This window comes from Rhodococcus sp. PAE-6 (assembly GCF_025290685.1).
In the GTDB taxonomy this organism is placed as follows: domain Bacteria; phylum Actinomycetota; class Actinomycetes; order Mycobacteriales; family Mycobacteriaceae; genus Rhodococcus; species Rhodococcus pyridinivorans.
Genome location: NZ_JAOCLZ010000012.1, coordinates 19,197 through 40,806, shown reverse-complemented (window position 1 = coordinate 40,806; position 21,610 = coordinate 19,197). Strand labels below are relative to the sequence as shown.

General features: G+C 68.7%; 19 protein-coding genes, 1 tRNA gene and 1 pseudogene. 14 read left to right on the top strand and 7 right to left on the bottom strand.

Going from position 1 to position 21,610, the window contains the following annotated elements:
- Positions 1 to 4 precede the first annotated feature (4 nt).
- The 4 genes from NVV99_RS20800 to NVV99_RS20785 are packed head-to-tail and all read left to right on the top strand — an operon-like array spanning position 5 to position 3,898.
- Complete coding sequence (locus tag NVV99_RS20800; RefSeq protein ID WP_024103685.1) at positions 5 to 1,159, top strand: acyl-CoA dehydrogenase family protein; 1,155 nt, start codon at positions 5 to 7, stop codon at positions 1,157 to 1,159.
- Positions 1,156 to 2,220, top strand: coding sequence for an enoyl-CoA hydratase/isomerase family protein (locus NVV99_RS20795; protein ID WP_024103686.1), 1,065 nt, complete (start codon positions 1,156 to 1,158; stop codon positions 2,218 to 2,220). The genes NVV99_RS20800 and NVV99_RS20795 overlap by 4 nt, the downstream gene beginning before the upstream one ends.
- The gene (gene mmsB / locus NVV99_RS20790; protein ID WP_024103687.1) at positions 2,217 to 3,125 is read left to right on the top strand and encodes a 3-hydroxyisobutyrate dehydrogenase; all 909 of its coding nucleotides are present in this window, start codon (positions 2,217 to 2,219) and stop codon (positions 3,123 to 3,125) included. The genes NVV99_RS20795 and mmsB overlap by 4 nt, the downstream gene beginning before the upstream one ends.
- Positions 3,122 to 3,898 (top strand): enoyl-CoA hydratase, encoded by a 777-nt coding sequence (locus NVV99_RS20785; RefSeq protein ID WP_024103688.1) that lies wholly within the window; start codon positions 3,122 to 3,124, stop codon positions 3,896 to 3,898. Before mmsB ends, NVV99_RS20785 begins: the two co-directional genes overlap by 4 nt.
- A gap of 76 nt (positions 3,899 to 3,974) precedes the next feature.
- On the opposite strand, the gene NVV99_RS20780 is transcribed toward NVV99_RS20785, so the two are convergent.
- The 4 genes from NVV99_RS20780 to NVV99_RS20765 all read right to left on the bottom strand — a co-directional run bounded on the left by NVV99_RS20780 (position 3,975) and on the right by NVV99_RS20765 (position 7,690).
- Positions 3,975 to 4,502 (bottom strand): MarR family winged helix-turn-helix transcriptional regulator, encoded by a 528-nt coding sequence (locus tag NVV99_RS20780; protein WP_006552564.1) that lies wholly within the window; start codon positions 4,500 to 4,502, stop codon positions 3,975 to 3,977.
- A gap of 72 nt (positions 4,503 to 4,574) precedes the next feature.
- Complete coding sequence (locus tag NVV99_RS20775) at positions 4,575 to 5,723, bottom strand: sulfotransferase (RefSeq protein WP_024103689.1); 1,149 nt, start codon at positions 5,721 to 5,723, stop codon at positions 4,575 to 4,577.
- A 12-nt stretch (positions 5,724 to 5,735) separates the two neighbouring features.
- Positions 5,736 to 6,527, bottom strand: a complete 792-nt coding sequence (locus tag NVV99_RS20770) for an SDR family oxidoreductase (RefSeq protein ID WP_024103690.1) — start codon at positions 6,525 to 6,527, stop codon at positions 5,736 to 5,738.
- Positions 6,524 to 7,690, bottom strand: a complete 1,167-nt coding sequence (locus NVV99_RS20765) for a hypothetical protein (protein WP_006552567.1) — start codon at positions 7,688 to 7,690, stop codon at positions 6,524 to 6,526. The genes NVV99_RS20770 and NVV99_RS20765 overlap by 4 nt, the downstream gene beginning before the upstream one ends.
- A gap of 82 nt (positions 7,691 to 7,772) precedes the next feature.
- On the opposite strand from NVV99_RS20765, the gene NVV99_RS20760 reads away from it, so the two are divergent.
- The 6 genes and pseudogenes from NVV99_RS20760 (at position 7,773) to NVV99_RS20735 (ending at position 14,132) form a co-directional block, all read left to right on the top strand.
- Positions 7,773 to 8,714, top strand: coding sequence for an IclR family transcriptional regulator (locus NVV99_RS20760; RefSeq protein WP_024103691.1), 942 nt, complete (start codon positions 7,773 to 7,775; stop codon positions 8,712 to 8,714).
- 115 nt (positions 8,715 to 8,829) lie between these two features.
- Positions 8,830 to 9,763: pseudogene (gene cysD, locus NVV99_RS20755) on the top strand (sulfate adenylyltransferase subunit CysD).
- On the top strand, positions 9,763 to 11,598 hold the full coding sequence (gene cysC / locus NVV99_RS20750; RefSeq protein ID WP_024103692.1) for an adenylyl-sulfate kinase: 1,836 nt from the start codon (positions 9,763 to 9,765) through the stop codon (positions 11,596 to 11,598). The pseudogene cysD and the gene cysC overlap by 1 nt, the downstream one beginning before the upstream one ends.
- A complete protein-coding gene (locus NVV99_RS20745; protein WP_006552572.1) occupies positions 11,595 to 12,722 on the top strand; it encodes a 3'(2'),5'-bisphosphate nucleotidase CysQ in 1,128 nt (375 codons plus the stop codon). The genes cysC and NVV99_RS20745 overlap by 4 nt, the downstream gene beginning before the upstream one ends.
- 52 nt (positions 12,723 to 12,774) lie before the next feature.
- Positions 12,775 to 13,773 (top strand): MBL fold metallo-hydrolase, encoded by a 999-nt coding sequence (locus NVV99_RS20740; RefSeq protein ID WP_024103693.1) that lies wholly within the window; start codon positions 12,775 to 12,777, stop codon positions 13,771 to 13,773.
- Positions 13,770 to 14,132 (top strand): limonene-1,2-epoxide hydrolase family protein, encoded by a 363-nt coding sequence (locus tag NVV99_RS20735; RefSeq protein WP_006552574.1) that lies wholly within the window; start codon positions 13,770 to 13,772, stop codon positions 14,130 to 14,132. The genes NVV99_RS20740 and NVV99_RS20735 overlap by 4 nt, the downstream gene beginning before the upstream one ends.
- Before the next feature lie 68 nt (positions 14,133 to 14,200).
- Here NVV99_RS20735 and NVV99_RS20730 read toward each other — a convergent pair.
- The 3 genes from NVV99_RS20730 to NVV99_RS20720 all read right to left on the bottom strand — a co-directional run bounded on the left by NVV99_RS20730 (position 14,201) and on the right by NVV99_RS20720 (position 15,934).
- Positions 14,201 to 14,276 (bottom strand) — tRNA-Arg (locus NVV99_RS20730).
- A gap of 120 nt (positions 14,277 to 14,396) precedes the next feature.
- Complete coding sequence (locus NVV99_RS20725) at positions 14,397 to 15,110, bottom strand: DUF305 domain-containing protein (RefSeq protein WP_006552575.1); 714 nt, start codon at positions 15,108 to 15,110, stop codon at positions 14,397 to 14,399.
- Between the two features lie 2 nt (positions 15,111 to 15,112).
- Positions 15,113 to 15,934 (bottom strand): DUF3105 domain-containing protein, encoded by an 822-nt coding sequence (locus NVV99_RS20720; protein WP_024103695.1) that lies wholly within the window; start codon positions 15,932 to 15,934, stop codon positions 15,113 to 15,115.
- A gap of 155 nt (positions 15,935 to 16,089) precedes the next feature.
- Here NVV99_RS20720 and argS point away from each other — a divergent pair, with 155 nt between their 5' ends.
- Genes argS through thrC form a run of 4 tightly spaced genes read left to right on the top strand, consistent with a single transcriptional unit; the run spans position 16,090 to position 21,573 of the window.
- Complete coding sequence (gene argS / locus NVV99_RS20715) at positions 16,090 to 17,742, top strand: arginine--tRNA ligase (protein ID WP_024103696.1); 1,653 nt, start codon at positions 16,090 to 16,092, stop codon at positions 17,740 to 17,742.
- On the top strand, positions 17,739 to 19,160 hold the full coding sequence (lysA, locus tag NVV99_RS20710; RefSeq protein WP_024103697.1) for a diaminopimelate decarboxylase: 1,422 nt from the start codon (positions 17,739 to 17,741) through the stop codon (positions 19,158 to 19,160). The genes argS and lysA overlap by 4 nt, the downstream gene beginning before the upstream one ends.
- 38 nt (positions 19,161 to 19,198) lie before the next feature.
- Entirely contained in the window at positions 19,199 to 20,485 is a 1,287-nt protein-coding gene (locus NVV99_RS20705; protein WP_016693794.1) for a homoserine dehydrogenase, read from the top strand.
- Entirely contained in the window at positions 20,482 to 21,573 is a 1,092-nt protein-coding gene (thrC, locus tag NVV99_RS20700; protein ID WP_024103699.1) for a threonine synthase, read from the top strand. Before NVV99_RS20705 ends, thrC begins: the two co-directional genes overlap by 4 nt.
- Positions 21,574 to 21,610 lie beyond the last annotated feature (37 nt).

Here is a 21,610-nt window from a genome sequence, read left to right as displayed (position 1 = left end):
ATCGATGTTCGTTCTCACCGACGACGACCGGGCGATCCGCGACACCGCCCGGGACTTCGCCACCGAATATCTGGCCCCGAACGCGGTCGAATGGGACCAGAGCAAGCACTTCCCCGTGGACGTGCTGCGCAAGGCCGCCGAACTGGGCATGGGCGGGATCTACGTCCGCGAGGACGTGGGCGGATCGGGGCTGCGACGCCTCGACTCCGTCCGCATCTTCGAGGAGCTCGCGAAGGGTTGCCCGTCCATCGCCGCCTACATCTCCATCCACAACATGGTCACGTGGATGATCGACAAGTTCGGCAACGACGACCAGCGCAAGCAGTGGATCCCGAAGCTCTGCACGATGGAGCACCTCGCGAGCTACTGCCTCACCGAGCCGGGCGCCGGATCCGATGCGGCGGCCCTGAGCACCAAGGCCGTTCGTGACGGCGACGAGTACGTGCTCACCGGAGTCAAGCAGTTCATCTCCGGGGCCGGCACGTCCGACGTCTACGTGGTCATGGCCCGCACCGGCGATACCGGCGCCCGCGGTATTTCGGCGTTCATCGTCCCGAAGGACACCGCCGGGCTGTCCTTCGGCGCCAACGAGAAGAAGATGGGCTGGAACGCGCAGCCCACCCGCCAGGTCATCCTCGACGGCGCCCGCGTGCCCGCCGAGAACCTCCTCGGCACCGAGGGCGGCGGCTTCCGGATCGCCATGCACGGCCTCAACGGCGGCCGCATCAACATCGCCGCGTGCTCGGTGGGCGGCGGCCAGACCGCCCTCGACCGGGCGGTCGCCTACCTCGCCGAGCGCAAGGCATTCGGCGAGCGGCTGCTCGACTCGCAGGCGCTGCAGTTCCGCCTCGCCGACATGCGGATCGAACTCGAGGCCGCACGCACGATGCTGTGGCGTGCCGCCGACGCTCTCGACCGTGGCGCCGACGACGTCGTGGAGCTGTGCGCGATGGCCAAGCGCTTCGCCACCGACACCGGTTTCGAGGTCGCGAACGAGGCGCTGCAGTTGCACGGCGGATACGGTTACCTTGCCGAGTACGGGATCGAGAAGATCGTCCGCGACCTGCGCGTGCATCAGATCCTGGAAGGAACCAACGAGATCATGCGGGTGGTCGTCGCGCGGAGCGTGGTGGCCGCAGCGCAGAACGGAGCGGCATGACCGGGCAGGAACCCGAGATCCTCATCGACGTGAAGGACGGCATCGGCCGTATCACGCTCAACCGGCCCAAGGCCATCAACGCCCTCAACCACGCCATGGTCCTCGAGATGTCGAAGGCCCTGAGCGCGTGGGAGAACGACGATTCGGTGCGTGCCGTGCTGGTGCGCGGTGCCGGTGAGCGCGGCCTGTGCGCCGGCGGCGACATCGTCTCGATCTACCACGACGCCAAGGACGGCGGCACGGGATCGCAGGACTTCTGGCGCGACGAGTACATCCTCAACGCCGCCATCGGTCGTTACCCGAAGCCGTACATCGCGATCATGGACGGCATCGTCATGGGCGGCGGCGTCGGGATCTCGGCGCACGGCAACGTCCGGATCGTCACCGAACGCTCGAGCATCGCGATGCCCGAGACCGGAATCGGATTCGTTCCCGACGTCGGCGGCACCTACCTGCTCTCGCGCACCCCCGGCGAGATCGGCACGCACATCGCGCTGACCACCGGACGGATGAAGGCCGGCGACGCCGTCACCCTGGGCTTCGCCGACCACTACCTGCCGTCCGATTCGCTCGACAAGTTCGTCGCCGCACTCGAATCCGGCCCGCTCGAGGACGCGCTCGCCGAATACTCGCAGCCCGCACCGGAATCGGCGCTGCTGGGGCAGCGCGAATGGATCGACGCGGCGTACTCCGCCGACACCGTCGAGGAGATCGTCGAACGCCTTCGGGCTTCCGATGTTCCGGAGGCACGGGAGACCGCCGGCCAGGTGCTCGCGAAATCGCCTGTCGCGCTGAAGGTGACCCTCCGCTCGCTGCGTCACGCCCGGCAGCTCGGCAGCCTCGAAGAGGTGCTGAACGAAGAGTTCCGGGTCTCGACCGCCTCGCTGAAGTCGCACGACCTCGTCGAGGGCATCCGCGCACAGGTCGTCGACAAGGACCGCAACCCGCAGTGGTCGCCGGCGACCCTCGCCGATGTCACCGAGGCCGACGTCGACGCCTACTTCCAGCCGCTCGGCGATCTCGAACTCGGGCTCGCCGCTCCCAAGGAGAACGACCGATGAGTGAACTTCCCACCGTCGCCTTCCTCGGCCTCGGACACATGGGTGGGCCGATGGCCGCGAACCTCGTCCGCGCCGGGTACACAGTCAACGGTTACGACCCGGTTCCCGCTGCGCAGGAAGAGGCCACGAAGAACGGCATCACCGTCGCCGAGACCGCGACCGACGCGGTGCGCGGCGCCCAGGTCGTGATCACCATGCTGCCCAACGGCAAGCTCGTCCTCGACCTGTACGACGAGATCCTGCCTGCGGCCGAGGCGAACACGTTGTTCGTCGACAGCTCGACCATCGACGTCGCCGATGCCCGCGCGGCGGCGGAGAGGGCACGCAAGGCCGGTCACCGTGCCGTCGACGCCCCGGTCTCCGGCGGTGTCGCCGGTGCCGCCGCAGGCACCCTCGCGTTCATGGTCGGCGGCGGCGAGGACGACTTCGCCACCGCGAAGCCGCTGCTCGAGGCCATGGGACGTAAGATCGTCCACTGCGGCGGGTCGGGCAACGGCCAGGCCGCGAAGATCTGCAACAACATGATCCTGGGCATCTCGATGATCGCCATCAGCGAGGCATTCGTCCTCGGTGAGAAGCTGGGCCTCGACAACCAGGCACTGTTCGACGTCGCGTCCAACGCGTCCGGTCAGTGCTGGGCGCTGACGAGCAACTGCCCGGTGCCGGGCCCCGTCCCGACCACCCCCGCGAACAACGACTACACGCCGGGCTTCGCGGCCGCGCTCATGGACAAGGATCTCGGACTGGCCGCGAACGCGGTGCGCGCCAACGGTGTCGAGGCCGAACTCGGACTGCGTGCAGCCGAGCTCTACCATCGTTTCAACACCGAGGGTGGTGGAGGACTCGACTTCTCCGCCATCATCACCGACATCCGAGACCGCTCGACCGTGAAGGACAGCCAGTGACCGATTTCGAGACCATCCTGCTCGACCGCAAAGGCCGCGTCGGCATCGTCACCCTCAACCGGCCGAAGGCGCTCAACGCCCTCAACAGCGAGTTGATGCGTGAGGTCGTCGCCGCCGTCGAGGAACTCGACGCGGACGACGAGATCGGTGCGATCCTGCTCACCGGCTCGGAGAAGGCGTTCGCCGCCGGCGCCGACATCAAGGAGATGGCTCCGAAGACCTTCGCCGAGGTCTACGCGGAAGACCTGTTCTCGCAGTGGGATCGGCTCTCGTCCGTCCGCAAGCCGATCGTCGCTGCGGTGTCGGGCTACGCGCTCGGTGGCGGTTGCGAGCTGGCGATGCTGTGCGACTTCATCATCGCGTCCGACACCGCCAAGTTCGGTCAGCCCGAGATCAAGCTCGGCGTCATCCCGGGCATCGGCGGATCGCAGCGTCTCACCCGCGCCGTGGGTAAGGCCAAGGCCATGGACATGTGCCTGACCGGCCGCAACATGGACGCCGAGGAAGCCGAGCGCGCCGGACTCGTCTCGCGCATCGTTCCCGCCGCCGAACTGTTCGACGTGGCGCTCGAGACGGCGACGACCATCGCGTCGATGTCGCTGCCGGTTGCGATCATGGCGAAGGAGGCCGTCAACCGGTCCTTCGAGACGACGCTGGCCGAGGGCGTGAAGTTCGAGCGCCGCGTGTTCCATTCGACGTTCGCCACCGCCGACCAGAAGGAAGGCATGGCGGCCTTCGTCGAGAAGCGCGCGCCGGAGTTCAAGCACGCCTGATCCGCACCACCCGTACACGACGAAGGGCCGCCCCGAACGGGGTGGCCCTCCTCGTTTCTCGGCAATCTCTCGCGCCTCACCACTTGGAAGGCGCACCGCCGGTGTCGAAGTCGCCGGCGTCGTGCCGCATCGTCGCGATGATGCGCAGCAGTGTGTCGATGTGCTCCTCCGGAATGCCGGGCCGGGCGAAGACCTCCGTGTTGAGCTTCTCCGTCGCCTGGATCGCCAATGCCCGTCCCTCGTCGGTGAGTTCGATGAGTGTGGCCCGTCGATCGCTCGGATGCGGGGTACGCCGGACCAGTCCGGCCTTCTCGAGCCGGTCGACGGCATTGGTGACGCTGGTGGGGTGCACCTGCAGGCGCGCGCTGGCCTTCGCCATCGGCAATGCTCCCGACCTGGTGAAATGCAGCAGCGTGAGCAGTTCGTAGCGGGCGAAGGTCAGGCCGAAGGGTTTGAGCACCTCCTCGACCCGCGCCATCATGATCTGCTGTGCCCGCATCACCGAGGTGACCGCGGCCATGCCGTCCGCGACTTCGCCCCAGCCGTGGGCGGTCCACTGGCGGTGGGCTTCGGCGATGGGGTCGAGGGGGAGTGGTGCGGGCATGCCTCCATCATCCCACGGACGAACGCGCAGGTAGCCAGGGCACACCGGTTTCCGGTGCCTTTCCTGCCGGGTTCAGCGGTACGCGTAGTCGCGGAAACGTTCGTCGACCTCGCCCACACTCAGCCCGAACTCCTCGAGCGTGTACCGGTGCGCGGGTTTCCTTGCCCCGCTGCGGCTTTCTTCGTGCAGGTCGGCCATCGCGCGTTCGGCCTCCGCGGTGAACGGCAGACCGAACCGGTCGTACAGGCCGCCGACGGTGCCGAGCGGATCGGCGACGAAATCCCGGTAGTCCACGTCGACGAAACGGGCGGGATCGTGCCGGCGGCGCACCTCGGTGAAATGATCGAAACCCCGTGCCCAGAGGTCGAGCTGGCTGCGCCCGATCGTCTCACCGACGAACGCGTCGGACCATCCCTCTGTGGCCTGCGCCGCGAGGCTGCACACCGACGGGATCACGGTGCGCGGATCTCGATGGGTGACGACGACGAGCGCGTCCGGATACACCGTGAGCAGTTCGTCCAGTGCGAACAGATGACTGGGATTCTTGAGCACCCAACGCTTGTCGGCGTCCGGCAGTCCGATGAGCTGCAGATTCCTCCGGTGCCGGGCATAGGCCGCGGTCCAGTCCTGCTCCGCGAGCCACTGCGAATAGGTGGGCAGGTGGGCCAGGCACTCGTAGGAGATCGAGCGGAACGACTGGCGCAGCAACTGCCAGCATTCCTCGACCTCGGCGGCCGACATGTAGTGCACACCCATGAATTCGGGATGCTCGACGTGGTGCTGTGCGAATCCGGCCTCGATCCCGGCGAAGACGGGATTCTCCGCCCAGGTCTCGCGACGAGGTCGCGGTTGCGGCATCTCGGTCAGCCACATCTCGAGCCCCTGATGGGCGGGATCCGCGGCGAGTAGGCGGTGCAGTGCCGTCGTGCCGGTACGGGGCAGGCCGGTGACGAAGATCGGCCGGGTGACCGGGACGTCCGCGTGCTCGGGATGGGCAGACCAGGCAGATTCCGACAGCAACCGCGCCACGAGGGCGCCGCGCAGGAAGACCCGTGACATCTTGCTGCCGAGCGGGGTGAGCTTCTCGTCCCGCGCATACGACTCGAGCAGGACCTCGAGCCCGTCACGGTAGTCGTCGTCGCCGAAATCGGTCAGGCTCGTCAGGCGGGTCGCGGAAGCGTGCAGATCCTCGACGGTGCCGACGGTGGTGCGTTCGCTCATGTGCTTTCCCGTTCAGTGGTGGTATTCGCCGCAGTTGACGTCGAGGCACTGGCCGGTGATCGCCGACGCCATCGGCGAGGCCAGGAAGATCACCGCATCCGCGATTTCCTCGGTTGTCGGGAGACGCTTCAGATCGGAGGTGGCGGCGGTGTGCTCGTAGATCTGTTCGACGGTGGTGCCGTACTTTCCCGCCTGGTGTTCGAAGTACCCCTGCAGGATCGGCCCCCAGATGTACCCCGGTGCAACGGAGTTCACCCGGATTCCCTGCGGTCCGAGTTCCGTCGCCAGGGACTGCGACATCGCCAGCAACGCCGACTTCGCGAGTTTGTAACTGCCGTAACGTTCCTGGGAGTGCCGCAGCACCATCGAATTGATGTTGACCACGGCGCCGGCCGACTCGGCGAGGGCGGGGGTGAACAACTGCGTGAGCCGCAGCGCGCCGAGGACGGTGAGCTCCACGCTGTCCCGGATCTGCTGGAAGTCGGTGCGCGCCAACAGTTTCATCGACGGAACGGAGAACGCGTTGTTGACGAGCACGTCGACACCACCGAACTCCGAGACCGCAGACTCGACAAGGGCGGCGGCGGACTCGTCGTCGGTGATGTCGGTGGGCACGACCAGGGCCCGGCGGCCCGTGCTCTCGACTTCCGCTGCAACCTTCTCGAGCCGCTCCCGGGTCCGGGCGGCGAGCACCACGTCGGCGCCTTGTTCGGCGCACCGCAGCGCGAGGGTGCGCCCCAGTCCCGGGCCGACACCGGAGATCACGACGACGCGGTCGCGGAGCAGTCCCGCTGCCGCGCTCATGCGAGCATCCGATCGGCGACGCCCCGCTGACGGTCCGCGATGCGCTGCGCCCAGGCCTCGGGAGTGATGCGGTTCGAATCGTGGAAGGGCAGGACCTCGGAGAGCCGGTCGAACGGCACCACCTCGGCGGTCGGGCCGTCGGCTGCGGTGAGTTCGCGATCGAGGCGCTGCCAGCGGAACTGCAGGATCCCGCGGCTGCGGCCGAGGGTCTCGACCCAATTGGTCAGCCCCGGATCGCGGGCCGAGACCACGATCCGGACCATCCCGTCGGGATCGACCTGCGCCTGACTGTTGTTCAGGGAGGTCTGGTGGTGGATGTAGTCCAGGGAGATGTACCAGAGGCTGCCGATCTGGAAGCCCAGATAGGGCGCGTCGCTCGCCGGGAGGGTCAGGACCATCGCCTCGTCGTCGCCGAGTTCGTAGTGCCCGACGGATGAGTACTGCGTGTCGAGACCACCTGGGGTGCGGCGCGGCTCGGTGACCGTGTTCACCGGCAGCTTCAGGTAGAACCACTCGGGGAACTGCAGCCAGGTCTTCACCCGCGAGACCAGTGCGCGACCGGCGCGTTCGTAACGGGTGACCGCGTCCTGGTGGGTGGGTTCGGGTGCCGGGGTGCCGAGACTGTCGAGCCGGTGGATGCTCAGCATGCCGCGGCGCTGCGTCCAGTCGCTGTAGACCTCGCGGACCACGAGCTGCGACGAGCCGGGCGCGAGCGGGAAGTAGTTACGTTCCGGGTCTCGTGGGCCGGGTCCGAACCGCACCTGGAAGGTGCCGTCGTCGGCGATGGTCAACGCGCGGTCGTCGAAGGCCGTGACGTTGCCGGGCACCTCGGCGTCGGTGTAGTTGCCGGCCAGCACCTGGAAACTGAGATCGCAGGTCGTGCCGCGGCGCCCGGCGACGACGTACTCGGCGTCGTCGCGGATCGATGCGCCCCAGTACAGGGTGTCGGGATTGTCGAGGCCCATCTTCGCGTAGGGGCCGGTGCCGGTGACGAAGACCGGATGGGATCGGCTGTACGCGAAGGTGGCGTGGATGCACGCCGAGATCCCGCCCGCCAGATATCCGTATCCCTCGACGAGGTCCTGTTCGGTGCGGATGTGCGGGGCTGTGGCGACGAGCTTCTCGGCCTCGGCTATCGCCGCGGTGAGCGGATCGGTGAGCACTACGATCTCCTGTGGTCCAAATATGTACCGCTGCGGTAGTCTTCCGTTGCGCCGAGAGTAGAACGTGTTCCAGGGAGGGTCAATGGCTCGTCGCGAGACCGAGACACTCGGGAAGCCGACCGCCGGGGCGGGAGCCGCCCGCCGGTCGCCGCCCACGGAACGCGTCGTGCAGGTCCTCGACCACCTCGTCGCGCGACCCGGCGTCCGTTTCGGACTGTCGGAACTGGCGCGCGAACTCGATCTGAGCAAGCCCACCTGCTTGGGCATCCTCACCGTGCTCGCCGACGCGGGTTATCTGATCCGCGACCCCGTCGACAAGACCTACGGTCTCGGGTCGGCACTGATCGTCGCGGGACGCGCAGCCCAGCGCGGCTTCGCGTCCGGGCCGGTCGCCCACCGGCATCTCGCCGCCCTCTCCGAGGAGTTCGCCGTGATGTGCTCTGCGTCGGCGGTCGTCGGCGACCGGATCGCGGTGCTCGACGTCATCGGTGGCCACGGCACGGCCGCGGCGGCACGCGTGGGGGAGGTGTACCCCTTCGCGCCCCCGGTGGGGCTGATGTACGTGCTGTGGGACACCGACGAGCGCATCGAACAGTGGCTGCGGCGAGAGCCGACCCTGCCCGTGACCGTCGACCGCGACGAGCTGTGGCGGATCGTCACCGAATGTCGCCGGACAGGTTATCTGGCGGAGTCCCTCACTCCCGGCGGCCGTCGCCTGTACGCCCTCATGGCGGGAGTGGTCTCGCACGACCTCGCGCCCGAGATGAGGGAGATGCTGGCGGAACTCGTGGCCAGCCCCGGCGAGCGCGTGCTGCTGCCCGACGCCTTCGCCGCGGGGGAGAAGCGGGCGGTCAACCTCGTGGCCGCCCCGGCCTACGATCCCGACGGCCACCAGTCGCTCGTGCTCACGCTGCACCTCGAGCGGGAGGTGGACGCCGCCGGGATCGAACGGTACGGCGCGGCGCTCGTGGCGGTCGCGGATGCGATCACCGCAGATCTCGGCGGACACCGGCCACCGCGCTGACGGAGGGCTGCGGAGACCACCCGTTGACCTGGAATTGAAACTCGTTCTACTGTTGCGGAGTAATCTTCGACCGCATCGGTACACATGTGTACCGAGCCGGGTGAGAGGGGCGCGAGTGACCACGGTGCCACCGCAACGACCACCGACCTACGAACTTTCGCTGCTCGGTGCGCTCGAAGCCGAGTCCGTGCACATCTTCCGCGAGGTCGCCGCGACCTTCTCCCGTCCCGTCCTGCTGTTCTCGGGTGGTAAGGACTCCGCGGTGATGCTCCACCTCGCGGCCAAGGCGTTCTGGCCGGCGCCGCTGCCGTTCCCCGTCCTGCACATCGACACCGGGCACAACTTCGACGAGGTGATCGACTTCCGCGACCGCACCGTCGAGCGCCTGGGGATCCGGTCGATCGTCGCCTCGGTGCAGGACGACATCGATGCCGGGCGTGCCGTCGAGGACGACGGACCGCACGCGACCCGCAACCGGCTGCAGACCGGAACCCTCCTGCGCGCGTTGCGGGAAGGGGGATTCGACGCCGTCTTCGGGGGTGCTCGTCGCGACGAGGAGAAGGCCCGCGCGAAGGAACGCGTCTTCAGCCTGCGCGACGAGTTCGGGCAGTGGGACCCGAAGGCGCAGCGACCCGAACTGTGGCAGCTGTACAACGGCCGGCACCGCCGCGGCGAACACATGCGGGTCTTCCCGCTGTCCAACTGGACCGAACTCGACATCTGGCGCTACATCCGCGACGAGGGCGTCGACCTGCCGTCCCTGTACTACGCCCACCGGCGACCGGTGATCGAGCGCGACGGAATGCTGCTCGCGCACAACCGTTTTCTTACCCCTCCTCCCCGGGGAGACTCCGCGCGAGAGCCTCGTCCGGTTCCGCACCGTCGGTGACGCGACGTGCACCGGCTGCGTCGAATCCGCCGCCACCACCGCGGACGAGGTGGTCACCGAGGTCTCCGCCAGCAGGGTCACCGAACGCGGCGCCACGCGGGCGGACGACCGGATCTCCGACGCCGGAATGGAAGACCGCAAGAGGGAAGGCTATTTCTGATGTCCCACCTGCTGCGCATCGCCACCGCCGGCAGCGTCGACGACGGCAAGTCCACGCTCATCGGCCGATTGCTGTTCGACTCGAAGGCCGTCTTCGAGGACCAACTCGAGGCGGTGACCCGCACGAGCCTCGACCGCGGCGCCGACCGCGCCGATCTCGCGCTGCTCACCGACGGCCTGCGCGCCGAACGCGAACAGGGCATCACGATCGACGTCGCCTATCGCTATTTCGCCACGGCGCACAGAACATTCGTCATCGCCGACACTCCCGGTCACGAGCAGTACACGCGCAACATGGTCACCGGGGCGTCCACCGCAGACCTGGCACTCGTCCTCGTCGACGCCCGCAACGGCATCGTCGAGCAGACCCGCCGGCACGCCTTTCTCGCGTCGCTGCTCGGGGTGCGGCACGTGGTGCTGTGCATCAACAAGATGGACCTGGTGGACTGGTCGCAGAGCCGGTTCGACGAGATCTGCGACGAGTTCCGGAATCTCGCGGCGAAGCTCGACATGCCCGACCTCGCCTTCGTTCCCGTCTCCGCCCTGCACGGCGACAACGTCGTCTCCCGCACCGCGAACATGCCGTGGTACGAGGGGACTTCGCTGCTGCACCATCTCGAACAGGTCCACATCGCGTCGGACACCAACCTCATCGATGCCCGACTGCCCGTGCAGTACGTCATCCGGCCGGGCGAGGGTGAGCACCGCGACTTCCGCGGCTACGCCGGGACGGTCGCCGCCGGCGGATTCGCGCCCGGCGATGAGGTGGTCGTTCTCCCTTCCGGTTTCGGAACGCGGGTGCGAACGTTGTGGGGGCCGGGCGGGACGGAACTCGAGCACGCCTTCGCCGGTGCGGCGGTGTGCGTCGAACTCGAGGACGACCTCGACGTCGGACGCGGCGACATGCTGTGCCGCCCCAACAATCGTCCGCTCGTCGGCCACGAGATCGACGCCATGGTGTGCTGGTTCGACGAACGCTCCGCCCTCGATCCGGACGCCCGCTACGCCCTGCTGCACACCACGCGCTCGACCACCGCGCGGGTCGCGCGGCTGGACTACCGCCTCGACGTCAACAGCCTGCACCGCGACGAGGCCGCGACAACGCTCGGTCTCAACGAGATCGGCCGCGTGCAATTGTGGACGCAACAGCCGCTGCTGTTCGACCCCTACCGGCGCAACCGCACCACCGGAAGCTTCGTGCTCGTCGACGAACGTACCGGCAACACCGTCGCGGCCGGAACGATCACCGGCCCGACACTCGCCGACACGGCGGTGGTCTGGCACTCGGCGGCGGTCTCACGGCCCGAACGGGGGAGGGCCGGGGCGACGGTATGGCTCACCGGGCTGTCCGCCTCCGGCAAGTCCACCCTCGCCGTCGAACTCGAACGACGACTGCTCGCCGAGGGCATCCCCGCCTACCGCCTCGACGGCGACAACCTCCGGCACGGCCTCAACGCCGACCTCGGCTTCGGTCCGGAGGACCGCGCGGAGAACGTCCGCCGCGTCGGTGCGGTCGCACAGCTGATGGCCGACGCCGGACTCGTCGCGATCTGCGCGCTCATCAGTCCCTACCGTCAGGACCGCGACCGCATCCGCCGGCAGCACGAGGAGTCCGGGATCCGGTTCGTCGAGGTCTTCGTCGATACGCCGCTCGCCGACTGCGAGGCCCGCGACCCGAAGGGCATGTACGCGCGGGCACGTGCCGGTGAGATCACCGGTTTCACCGGCGTCGATGATCCCTACGAACCACCGTCCGATCCCGAGCTGGTCGTGCGCCCCCACGACGGCACGCCTGCCGTGCAGGCGGGCCTCGTCGTGGAATTGTTGAGGCCATGACGCACGACAACAGCGACGACGCTCGGCTCGCGGCCGAGACGGCTTCCGGCGCAGGTGAACTGCTGCTCACGGTCCGCGCCATCGAATCGGATGCCCTTACCGGGCGCGAGCTGGGCCGGCGCGGCGACCACGCCGCCAACACCTACATCCTCGAACGGCTGGCGACCGCGCGGCCCGGCGACGCGGTGCTCTCGGAGGAATCCGCGGACGATCCGGCCCGGGTCGGCGCCGACCGCGTCTGGATCATCGACCCGCTCGACGGGTCGAAGGAGTACGGGATGCCCGACCATGTCGACTGGGCGGTCCACATCGCGCTCTGGGAGGCAGGACGAGGGCTCACCGCCGCCGCGGTCGCGCAACCGGCGATCGGCGTCGTCCACAGCACCGCAGATCCGGTCCCGGCGCCGCGGCCGGCCCGCCGTCGCCCCCGCATCGTCATCAGCGGGAGCAGGCCGCCCGCCTTCGTCTTCGATCTGGCCCGCGATCTCGGTGCCGATCTGATCCGGATGGGGTCGGCCGGTGCCAAGGCCATGGCGGTGGTCCGCGGGGAGGCCGACGCCTACATCCACGCCGGAGGTCAGTGGGAGTGGGATTCGGCGGCGCCGGTCGCGGTCGCGCGCGCTGCGGGTCTGCACTGCGCGCGGATCGACGGCAGCGAACTCGAATACAACCGGCCGCACCCGTATCTGCCCGACCTCGTGATCTGCCGCGCAGACTGGGCACCGGAGGTGATGTCCGCGCTGGCCGCGCACGCCACCGGGCCGACCGACAGCCCCCGCGCCGCGATGGCACGCGCATACATCCGATCCCTGGTCAGCCACGACGCGTCCCACGTCCGGCTCGCCGAGGACGCCTGGCGGGTCGAGAACGGGGAACGCACCGGCGACAGCGGCATCGAGATCCGCGACCGCCTCGAGAACGGCCCGGAATACCGGCCCATCCGCCGCGTCCGCGACCTGCAGTTCCGCGAATGGCACCACAGTGTCGTCGCGCGGTTCGTCCTGGACATCGCAGCAGGTCCGGGCGCCGAGACGTCGGTCGCGGTGACCGAGCACTTCGACATCCCGGCGGGGGAGATCCGATCGATCGTGGCGATCATCGAGCCCGCGCAGGGTAATAGTTGAATTCATTGTTGTAGCTTTCGAACGAAAGTCACCATGATCGAGAGGCATCACCATGGCCGAAGCGCGTGATATCGGGGACGGCATCCACGTCGTTCCCGTCCCGGTGGCGGACCTGCCGGTCGGCGACACCCAGGTCTACGTGATGGAATCCCCGCGTGGCGTCGTTCTCGTCGACGTCGGCTGGAACGACGACCGGTCGTGGGCGGCGCTGCAGGACGGCCTGGCCACCGCGGGCCTGTCGGTCACCGACGTCGAGGGCGTGGTGGTCACCCACTTCCATCCCGACCACGTCGGGCTAACCGGACGCATCCGGGAGGCCTCCGGGTGCTGGGTCGCGATGAACGAGGCCGACTTCGCCCACCTCGAGGTCATGCTCTCCGACGACGATCGCCGTCCCCAGGAAGCCGAACTGCTGCGCCGCGCAGGGGCACCCGAGGACGCGATCGAGGAGTCGCTGGCCACCCTCGTACCGGCGGTCGGCCGTCCCGACGCGCTGCCCGACCGCAAACTCGGTGCCGACGAGACGATCCCGCTGACGGGACGATCCCTGCGCACCGTGCTGACCCCCGGCCACACCGCCGGCCACGCGTGTTTCCTGCTCGAGGAACACGGCGTGCTGTTCAGCGGCGACCACGTCCTCGCGACCACGACCCCGCACGTCGGCGAGTTCGATTTCCCTCTGCCGCAACGCGACGCGCTGGGGGAGTACCTCGACTCGCTGCGCGCGGTCGCCGGCCTGCCCGTGCGACGCGCACTGCCCGCGCACCGGCAGCAGATCGACGACCTGCCGCACCGCGTCGGCGAATTGATCGCCCATCACGACCAGCGCCTCGACGATCTCTACGACGCGTTCGGCGACGAGGAACTCACGCTGTGGGAGGCCACCGCCCGCATGCGCTGGTACCGGCCGTGGGACGAGACTCCCTTGCACGGCAAGCGGATGGCGCTCGCAGAGGGCTCGGCGCACGTCCGGCAGCTCATCGAGCGGGGACGGGTCCGTCGCGTGCCCGGTACGGAACCCGCCCGCTTCGCGCGCGTGCAGACCCGATGAGCCCCGACGAGCTGGTCACCGAGTTCTGCCGTCGCTGGGCCGATCCCGATCCTGCCGAGCTCGCGGCCTTCTTCGCCGAGGATGCGGTCTTCCACAACATCCCGATGGAACCGATCCGCGGCCGCGCGGCGATCGAGAAGTACATCGTGGGCTTCGTGACGTCCTTCGGGGCCATCGACTACCGCATCCACCACCAGGCGGTCTCCGGCAACGTCGTGCTCAACGAACGCACCGATGTGTTCACGATGAACGGCCGGACGATCGAGCTGCCCGTCACAGGCGTCTTCGAGATCGTCGACGGTAAGATCGCGGCCTGCCGCGACTACTTCGATCCCACACCCTTCACCACCGGAAACTGACCGGCCTCTGGGACACCGAAGGCCCTGGAACACCTGAAGGCCCCGCTTCATGAGAAGCGGAGCCTTCGTGGTGCCCTCGGCAGGATTCGAACCTGCGACTTCTTGCTCCGGAGGCAAGCGCTCTATCCCCTGAGCTACGAGGGCGTCCGGACCACCGGATGACCGGAGGTGCGGGAGTTAGCCTAGCGCATCGAACGCTCAACTCCACATCGCCAGGTCAGAGCCGGTTTTCGGCCCGAAGTCGCGGTTCGCCCGCGCGAAGACTCAGTTGAGGGGCAGCGGTTCGGCGCCGCGCTCGGCGAGCAGCGACCTCATCAGGTCCGACTCACCCTGCTGCGTCGCGACCATCGTGCCCGCCAGATTGCGCACTGCCGAGGTGCTCGCGTACTGCTCGCCGTACTCCATCATCGGCAGACCACCCTCGTGGTGGCGCAGCATCAGCTGAAGGAAGAGCACGTCCAGTTCGGGACCGCGAGCGGCCCGGAGATTCGCGAGATCCTCGGAGGTCGCCATCCCCGGCATCAGGTGCGAGCCGTCCGAATCCTCGGACTCGGCGGTCGCACCGTGATCACCGTGTCCGTGACCCGTCTCCGTCTCGGTCATCCACTCCATGTACTCGCCCGTCGGCAGCGCCGGCTGTCCCCACAGTGACAACCAGCCCTGCATCTGGCCGATCTGGTTCTGCTGGGTGGTGAGGATGTCGTACGCGATGTTGCGGATCCGATCGTCCTCCGAGTTGGAGACCACCACGGCGGCCATCTCGACGCCCTGGTCGTGGTGCACGATCATGTCCTGCGCGAATCCGACGTCCACCGAGCCGGCCTCCGGCGCCGCCTGCGCGGAGTCCTCGAAGGGGATCCGGGACAGGAACCCCGCGAGGAAACCGACGGTGACCGCAGCGACGGTGAGCAGCACCAGCAGCAGCCGGTTGTGCCCACCACGCTCGGGGGTGGAGATGTCCGAGGAGGTCTCGCTCATCGTCAGCTCCCGGCCGGTGCCTGCTGCATGTCGCCCGCGGTCTCCGCGTTCATCGGCACCGCGTCGGGGCCGGGCTCGGAGGCGTCGAAGGCCGGCGGGTTCGCCGGATCGAACGAACCGGGGATCGTCGAGCAGCTCGCACCCACCTCGGGGTAGGTGTACTGGTTCAGGCGCAGCGCGCTGATGAACTGGTCGATGCGCTCGTCGTCGACGCTGTCGACCTCGAGCCGGTGACCCCACGACTGCAGTGAGACGGGAGCCTCGAGTCCCGGATACGGTGACATCACCATGTAGGTGCGGCCGTCGACCTTCGCGCGGAGCGTGTCGACCGCGGCGTCGTCGAGCAGATCGGGGTTGTATGCCACCCACACGGCGCCGTGCTCGAGCGAATGCACCATGTTCTCGTTCCGCACAGGCTGCTCGTAGACCGTTCCGGTGCAGGTCGCCCAGACGGAGTCGTGAGGGCCACCGAACGGCGGCGACTGGTCGTACGCGACGCGCTGGCCCGGCGCGACGTGCACACCGGCCGGGTACTCGATCTTCAGCACGCCCTCGATGTCGTCCGACGGGTCCTGGTTGGACTCCGACGGCGTCCACGCCGACATCTCCTGCTGGTTCTGATACTTCGGGATGAGGCTCACAGCGATCACGGCGACCAGCACGACGACCAGGGCCACGCCGCCGATCGTCAACCACGGGATCTGGCGCTGCGCGGAGACCCCGGGAGCGCCGCCGCTCTTCTTCTTGGCGGCCTGAATGGCCTTCGACGACTTGGCTCCGGTCTTCTTGTTACCGGAGCCGCCACTAACCGAACCGCTGGGCATCGCTGTGTGCTCTTTCGACGGGTGGACAGGCGGACGCGCGCCCATCGGGCGCACAAACACCCACAACTCTACGGGCGTGCTCTCGCGCGGTGCCCGGACCTGCCGGTAGGGGGAGCGTCGGCGCCGCGATCGACCAGCCAATAGGATGGACACCTGTGACTCCCTCCGACCTTGCTCAGCTGCTCCGCGGAACCGCCGCCGGTGTCCTCACCGACCGTGGTCTCGACGCGTCCGTTCTTCCCGAGACCCTCACCGTCGAGCGCCCGCGCAATCCGGAGCACGGCGACTACGCGACCAACGTCGCGATGCAGGTTGCGAAGAAGGTCGGCGTCAATCCCCGCGAACTCGCCACCTGGCTCGCCGAAGCCTTGACCGCCGCCGACGGCATCGACTCCGCCGAGGTCGCGGGCCCCGGCTTCCTCAACATCCGGCTCGCCGCCGACGCCCAGGGAGCGATCGTGGCGAAGGTGCTCGCCGAGGGCGCCGCCTACGGCACCGGCAGCGACCTCGCGAACACGAGGATCAACCTCGAGTTCGTCTCCGCCAACCCCACCGGCCCGATCCACCTCGGTGGCACCCGCTGGGCCGCGGTCGGCGACGCGCTCGGACGCATCCTTACCGCCCAGGATGGCGAGGTCACCCGCGAGTACTACTTCAACGACCACGGCGCGCAGATCGACCGCTTCACCCGGTCGCTCATCGCCTCCGCACTCGGACAGCCCGCCCCCGAGGACGGCTACGCCGGCGCGTACATCGTCGACATCGCCTCCTCCGTGCTCGAGCAGCGCCCCGACGCCCTCGAGCTCCCCGAGGACGAGCGGCACGAGACGTTCCGCTCGATCGGCGTGGACCTGATGTTCGCGCACATCAAGCGCACCCTCCACGAGTTCGGCGTCGACTTCGACGTGTACTTCCACGAGAACTCCCTCTTCGAGAGCGGAGCCGTCGAGAAGGCCGTCGAGACCCTGAAGGCGTCGGGCAATCTGTACTTCGACGACGGCGCGTGGTGGCTCAAGAGCACCGATTACGGCGACGACAAGGACCGTGTCGTCATCAAGTCCGACGGCAACGCCGCCTACATCGCCGGCGACATCGCCTACTTCCAGGACAAGCGCTCGCGCGGCTTCGACCTGTGCATCTACATGCTCGGTGCCGACCACCACGGCTACATCGCGCGTCTGAAGGCCGCCGCGGCGGCGTTCGGCGACGACCCCGACACCGTCGAGGTGATGATCGGCCAGATGGTCAACCTCGTCCGTGGCGGCGAGGCCGTGAGGATGAGCAAGCGGGCCGGCACCGTGATCACCCTCGACGACCTCGTCGAGGCGATCGGCGTCGACGCCGCCCGCTACTCGCTCGTGCGTTCCTCGGTGGACCAGAGCATCGACATCGACCTCGAGCTGTGGGCGAGCACCACGAACGAGAACCCGGTCTACTACGTCCAGTACGCCCACGCACGACTGTCGTCGATCGCGCGCAACGCCGCCGATCTCGGCCTGACCGCCGAGGGCGCCGACTTCTCGCTACTCACCCACGAGCGCGAGGGCGACCTCATCCGCACCCTCGGCGAGTACCCCCGGGTGCTGGCAAAGGCGGCCGAACTGCGCGAACCGCACCGCGTCGCCCGCTATCTCGAGGAACTCGCGGGCACCTACCACCGCTTCTACGACGCCTGCCGGATCCTGCCGCAGGGCGACGAGGAGGCCGGACCGCTGCACACCGCGCGACTCGCGTTGTGCGCGGCCGCACGCCAGGTCCTCGCCAACGGCCTCGGCCTGCTCGGCGTCACCGCCCCGGAGCGGATGTGAACGCGCACCCCGCGGGACCGCGTCACGCCCAGATCCCGCACGCCCCCAACCTGCCCGAGCGCCCGGCCGACACCGCGGCGCTCAACGCGCTGGCCCCGCACGTGTGGCCCCGCAATGCCGCGCGCGGCGAGGACGGCGTCATGCGCATCGCCGGTATCCCGGTGACCGAGCTCGCCGAGAAGTACGGCACCCCGCTGTTCGTCGTCGACGAAGACGACTTCCGCTCCCGCTGCCGGGAGATCGCCGAGGCCTTCGGCCCGTCGGCGAAGGTGCACTACGCGTCGAAGGCGTTCCTGTGCAGCGAGATCGCACGGTGGGTTCATCAGGAAGGGCTCTCGCTCGACGTCGCGTCCGGCGGTGAGCTCGCCGTGGCCCTGCACGCCGGATTCCCCGCCGGGAAGATCGCGATGCACGGCAACAACAAGTCCGTCCGCGAACTGCAGGCCGCCGTGACCGCCGGGGTCGGGCACATCGTGCTCGACTCGCTCGCCGAAATCGACCGGCTCGACGCGGTCGCCGGTGAGGCCGGTGTCGTCCAGGACGTGCTCATCCGCGTGACCGTGGGCGTCGAGGCCCACACCCACGAGTTCATCTCCACCGCGCACGAGGACCAGAAGTTCGGGCTCTCGCTCGCCGGTGGCAACGCCATGCAGGCCGTGCGCCGCGTCTTCGCGGCCGACAATCTCCGCCTCGTCGGCCTGCACAGCCACATCGGCTCGCAGATCTTCGATGTCGACGGCTTCGAACTGGCCGCCCACCGCGTCATCGGCCTGCTGCGCGACATCGTCGCCGAGTTCGGTGTCGACAAGACCTCGCAGATGAACATCGTCGATCTCGGCGGTGGTCTGGGCATCTCGTACGTGCCGAGCGACGACCCGCCGCCGGTCGCCGACCTCGCGGCGAAACTGGGCGACATCGTCCGCACCGAGTCCGCGCTCGCCGGGCTGCCGGCCCCGACCCTCGCGGTCGAACCGGGCCGCGCCATCGCCGGACCGGGCACAGTGACGCTCTACGAGGTGGGAACCCTCAAGGACGTCGAGGTCGGTTCCGGGCACGTCCGCCGCTACATCAGCGTCGACGGCGGCATGAGCGACAACATCCGCACATCGCTGTACCAGGCGGAGTACGAGTCGCGCCTCGTCTCCCGCGTGAGCGACGCCGAGCCGGTGGTCTCGCGCGTCGTCGGCAAGCACTGCGAGAGCGGCGACATCGTCATCCGCGACGCTTGGATGCCCGCAGACGTCGCAGCCGGTGATTTACTGGCGGTCGCGGCGACGGGTGCATACTGCTACTCGATGTCGAGCAGGTACAACCTGCTTCCTCGCCCCGCCGTCGTGGCGGTCAAGGACGGCGTCTCGCGCGTTCTGCTGCGCCGCGAGACCCTCGAAGATCTGCTCAACTTGGAGGTTTCGGAGTGACCAGTGTAACGGCGACCGATGCTTCGGGCCGGCGTCCGGTGGGTGTGGCGGTTCTCGGACATGGCACCGTCGGTGCCGAGGTCGCGCGGATCATCCGCGAGGACGCCGCGGATCTCGAGGCGCGCATCGGTGCCCCCCTCGAGCTGAGGGGCGTCGCCGTGCGCGACGCCGCCCGCGACCGGGGTCTTCCCGCGGAACTGGTCACGACGAACGCCGAGGCGCTGATCCGCCGCGACGACGTCGACATCGTCGTCGAGCTCATCGGTGGCATCGAACTGCCCCGCAAGCTCGTGCGCACGGCGCTCGACGCCGGCAAGTCCGTCGTCACCGCCAACAAGGCACTGCTCGCCGCCTACACCGGCGAACTGGCCGAGGTGGCCGAGGCCCGCAACGTCGACCTGTACTTCGAGGCGTCCGTGGCCGGCGCGATCCCGGTGATCCGCCCGCTTACCCAGTCGCTCGCGGGCGACAAGGTCAACCGGGTCGTCGGCATCGTCAACGGCACCACGAACTACATCCTCTCGGCCATGGACGAGACGGGCGCCGACTACGGCGAGACGCTCGCCGAGGCGGGCCGCCTCGGATACGCCGAGGCCGATCCCACCGCCGACGTCGAAGGCTTCGACGCCGCCTCGAAGGCGGCGATCCTCGCGTCGATCGCCTTCCACACCCGCGTGACGGCCGCCGACGTCTACCGCGAGGGCATCTCCTCGATCACCGCCGCCGACCTCACCTCTGCGCGCGCGCTCAACTGCACGATCAAGCTGCTCGCGCTGTGCGAGCGCGTCCCGTCCGCAGACGGCAAGGACCGCGTGTCCGCCCGGGTCTACCCGGCCCTCGTGCCCCGCGAGCACCCGCTGGCCTCGGTCAACGGCGCGTTCAACGCCGTCGTCGTCGAAGCGGAGTCCTCGGGTCGGCTCATGTTCTACGGCCAGGGTGCCGGTGGCGCCCCCACCGCCTCCGCCGTGATGGGCGACCTCGTGATGGCCGCCCGCAATCGGGTGCAGGGCGGTCGTGGTCCGCGTGAATCGAAGTACGCGCAGCTGGAAATCGCGCCCATGAGTGACATCCTCACCCGCTACTACGTCAATCTGAAGGTCGCCGACCGGGCCGGCGTGCTCTCCGCGGTCGCCGCCGAGTTCGCCACGCGGGGCGTGAGCATCGCAGCGGTCCGCCAGGAAGGCGCGGGCGACGCTGCCCGTCTGGTGGTACTCACCCATCAAGCCACCGACCGTGCGCTGGCAGATACCGTCGCAGCGCTCGACAAACTCGAATCCGTGATCGCTGTGACCAGCGTCCTGAGACTGGAGGGATCCGCCGAATGAGCGCGGCCGAGAAGAACACCACCCCCGTACACACGCCGTGGCCGGGCCTGATCGAGGCGTACCGTTCGCGCCTGCCGATCGGTGACGACTGGAAGACGGTCACGCTGCGCGAGGGTGGCACGCCGCTGCTCCCGGCTCCGCGCCTGTCGGAGATCACCGGCTGCGAGGTGCATGTCAAGGTCGAGGGTCTCAACCCCACCGGCTCGTTCAAGGACCGCGGTATGACCATGGCGGTCACCGAGGCCCTCGCGACCGGCAAGCAGGCGGTGCTGTGCGCGTCCACCGGCAACACCTCGGCCTCGGCCGCCGCCTACGCCGCGCGCGCCGGCATCGGCTGCGCGGTTCTCGTCCCGCAGGGCAAGATCGCGATGGGCAAGCTCGCCCAGGCCGTCATGCACGGCGCGAAGATCGTGCAGGTCGAGGGTAACTTCGACGACTGTCTGGAACTGGCACGCAAGACCACCGCGGAGTTCTCCACCATCGGTCTGGTCAACTCCGTGAACCCGGTGCGTATCGAGGGCCAGAAGACTGCCGCCTTCGAGATCGTCGACGGGCTCGGCGACGCCCCCGACGTGCATGTGCTGCCCGTCGGCAATGCCGGCAACATCACCGCCTACTGGAAGGGCTACAGCGAGTACGCCGCCGACGGCCTCAGCACGCGCCGCCCGCGCATGCTCGGCGTCCAGGCCGCTGGTGCCGCGCCGCTCGTCCTCGGCCATCCGGTGAAGGATCCCGAGACCATCGCGACCGCCATCCGCATCGGCGCTCCCGCATCGTGGAACGGCGCGGTGGCCGCCAAGGAGGAGTCGAACGGCGCATTCCGTGCGGCGACCGACGAGGAGATCCTCGAGGCGTACCGGCTGCTCGCGAAGTCCGAGTCGATCTTCGTCGAGCCGGCCTCGGCCGCCTCCATCGCAGGTCTGCTCGCCGCGAGCAAGGAAGGCTGGCTCGAGCGCGGCCTGAAGGTCGTGTGCACCGTGACCGGCAACGGTCTCAAGGACCCCGATACGGCCCTGCGCGACGTGCCCGTGGTCGAGCCCATCCCGGTCGACCCGGTCGCGGTCGCCTCCGCGCTCGAGTTGGCCTGAGTTGACCGCCACGCCTTCCTCTGTTGGGAATCAGGAC